This window comes from Pseudoalteromonas sp. S3178, from assembly GCF_005886985.1.
GTDB lineage: Bacteria > Pseudomonadota > Gammaproteobacteria > Enterobacterales > Alteromonadaceae > Pseudoalteromonas > Pseudoalteromonas carrageenovora.
Genome location: NZ_PNCW01000123.1, coordinates 1 through 3,163 on the forward strand (window position 1 = coordinate 1; position 3,163 = coordinate 3,163).

General features: G+C 37.9%; 3 protein-coding genes. All 3 read right to left on the reverse strand.

Going from position 1 to position 3,163, the window contains the following annotated elements; all coding sequences use genetic code 11:
• Positions 1-22: 22 nt before the first annotated feature.
• Positions 23-1,420, reverse strand: coding sequence for a sigma-54-dependent transcriptional regulator (locus tag CWC11_RS20230; protein WP_138684126.1), 1,398 nt, complete (start codon positions 1,418-1,420; stop codon positions 23-25).
• Positions 1,421-1,429: 9 nt separating this feature from the next.
• Complete coding sequence (locus CWC11_RS20235) at positions 1,430-1,804, reverse strand: Hpt domain-containing protein (protein ID WP_058547398.1); 375 nt, start codon at positions 1,802-1,804, stop codon at positions 1,430-1,432.
• 126 nt (positions 1,805-1,930) lie between these two features.
• On the reverse strand, positions 1,931-2,743 hold the full coding sequence (locus tag CWC11_RS20240) for a putative bifunctional diguanylate cyclase/phosphodiesterase (protein WP_249330779.1): 813 nt from the start codon (positions 2,741-2,743) through the stop codon (positions 1,931-1,933).
• Positions 2,744-3,163 lie beyond the last annotated feature (420 nt).

The following is a 3,163-nucleotide window of genomic DNA, read 5'->3' on the forward strand; positions in this document are numbered from 1 at the left end:
AAAGATCAACACGCCCTAGTATTTAAGACCATCCCTTTATTTTTCTATAAATGGTAGAAGCACTAACTCCTAAATAAGCCGCTGCAAGTGGAATATTATCATCGCATACATGAATTGCATTCTCGATAGCCCTCTTTTCTACCTGCCACAACGGTTCTATATCATGCACAGCCATTGGCGAGGGCATAGAGCTTGAAGCACTCATATTAACTGATGATATTGATTTATTTGATGGCACTGACGCCGTTAAACCAAAGGAGCTTGGTAGCATTTCTCTTTCAATTACTTGCGCATCGTTTATTACAACCGTGTTTTCTATTACATTTTGTAGCTCTCGGATATTTCCTGGCCAATCATAATTACAAAAAAGAGATTTAACGTCCTCTGAAAAGCCAGTAAAGCTTTTACCATTACTGTCGCTCTTTTGTTTAAGTATGTAATCAGCTAAAAGTAATATATCGTTGCCACGCTCTCGCAGTGGTGGCAGTTTTACAGGTATAACATTTAGACGATAATACAAATCTTCTCTAAAACGCCCCTCAGCCACTTCAATAATTGGGTTTCTATTTGTAGCACACACTAAACGCACATCACTGTGTAATATTTCGCTGCTACCTACACGGCTAAAAATACCTGTTTGTAAAAAGCGTAATAATTTAGCTTGTAAATTGAGCTCCATTTCACAAAGTTCATCTAAAAATAGAGTCCCTCCATTAGCAACTTCTACAGCCCCTTTCCTATCACTTAAAGCACCACTAAAGGCCCCTTTTACATGACCAAAAAACTCAGATTCAAATAATTCAGCAGGAATTGCCGCACAGTTAATTGCAATAAAAGGTCCCTTACTACGGGGGCTTGCGTCGTGAAGAGTCTGCGCACATACTTCTTTACCTGTACCACTTTCACCCGTTATAAAGACACACGCTTTACTTCTTGCTGCGCTATCAAGCAGCCTAAACACCGTTTTCATTGCAAGTGACTCACCAACAAAATCTTGGTTCTGAGTGTTTTTATCAACTAATGGTTTTGCTGATACTTGCTCTTTTGGTGTAAGCGCACTCTCTACAGAGCTAATGAGTCGTTGGCTTGTGAAAGGTTTTTCTAAAAAATCAAAACCACCTAGTCGCATAGCTTCTACGGCCACATCAATAGAGCTATTTGAAGTGATCATTACTACATTAGCTGGATTTTCTTGTTTATTTACAAATTGAAGTACTTCTAAACCGCTAATATCGGGTAAGCAGACGTCTTGTACAATCACCGTAGGCATTTTTTCTTTTATACCAACTAAAGCTGAGTAGCCATCAGTGAAGTGCCTACATTCGTACCCTGCTTGTTCAAGCTGGCTGGCGTATAGAGCTCCACTGGCAATGCTATCTTCAACAATATATACAAGCCCTTTATCATGTGTATTTTTCATGGTGGCACCTTAAATTGCTATATTATTAATGATGACTTGATAAGCATCGCGGGTTTTATCCAAATTGTGCTGAATGATAAGTGCTAAGTGAATATTTTCTGACGTTGTTGCGGGTGGAGAGTCATGAAGCTGTGTTGCCAGTGCAGCTAAAGGGGCTGCACCATACAAAGCAGCCGAATTTTTTAATACATGTGTTATTTCTTTAACCTTAACCGTGTCTTCATTATCAATTGCTGTTTTTATTTGGTCTCTCATGGTGACTAGCTCGTCAATAAATAGTTTTATTAACTTTGCTAATACTTCAATCCCAACATCTTTTTCAAGCTGAGCTAATACATGAAGCTCTGTTATACTTTTATCAACAAACTTCTCTGATATGGGCATAAAAGTCCTTTATTTTTTTTGTAATAAGCCTAACTAATACGCCACTATTAGCTGATATATTGAGATATTTATAATATAAGAGTAATTCGTTTTTCGCATTTTGCAAACCATAATAAACGCTATGTGCTACGGCGCCCAAATTTCAATACTTTTAGATAATGTTTGTGGCTTATCAAGCAGATAGCCTTGAGCAATATCACACCCTAACTGCTCTAGTATTTGAAGTTGTTCATTTTCCTCAATTCCCTCTGCAACGGTTTCTAAACCAAGTCTTTGTGCCATCGCAATGATTGCACTGCATAAGGTAAAGTCTTCATTATTACTAGCAATACCACTTACAAAACTACGGTCTATTTTTAAACCATCAATATCAAATTGACGCAGCAAACCAAGCGAGGCATAACCAGTACCAAAGTCATCTATCCACACTTTTACACCTTCTTTATGAAAGTTTTCAAACGCTTTTGCTATTTTTGCAGGGCTATGAATTAGCGCTGTTTCTGTTAATTCTACTTTTACTGCATGAGGCGGGATATCATGCTTTTCGAGTAACCCCATAACTTTTGAAAATACATCGCCATCTAAAATTTGTACGGGTGAGATATTCAAAGAAATAGCTAAGTCGGTCATACCTAAGTGCCTCATCTGCTTTAAATCAGATAAGCTTTGTTCAAAAATCCAATCACCTAAATCTAATATCATGCCAGACTGCTCTACATGAGGAATAAACTCATCGGGCCCCACAATACCAAACCGTGGGGAATCACATCTAACTAGTGACTCAAAACCCACTAACTTACCTGATGCTAATGAAACTAAAGGCTGATACACCATTTTAAAATAATTATTTTGCATTGCGTCAGTCATGATTTGTTCAAGCTCATGCCACCGGGCTAAGTTTACCGAGTTTGAGGATCCTAAGGTATTAAATGCATTCATTATTTGCTCCGTGGCTTTATCAGATGGTCTCCTTTACATATAGCAATTTACAGACCATTTTTAAAACCGAAAAGAGCAACAATAAGATAATAAATTCAGTAAGTTAAAACGATATAATTTACCTTTACTCACATCCTAAAGCATTTGCATTTTGCAATTCAGATTGCAACGCACTAATTCATGAAATTTATACCAACCGGCCTATATATGGGTTTATATAACGTTAAGAAAATTACGCTAAAACTAGGGCGTGTTGATCTTTGCGGACTGAAATTTGTTCAATCTAGGGGCGATTAAATCGCGGCGCGAGGTTTGTAACCTAGTGGGCTAAGTAAAAACCGAGCAACAAAGAGTTAATCGTCCCTAGAAAGAACCCAAAGGGCAGCGCATATTTGGTCTTTATGCTGCGTTATCGCCTAT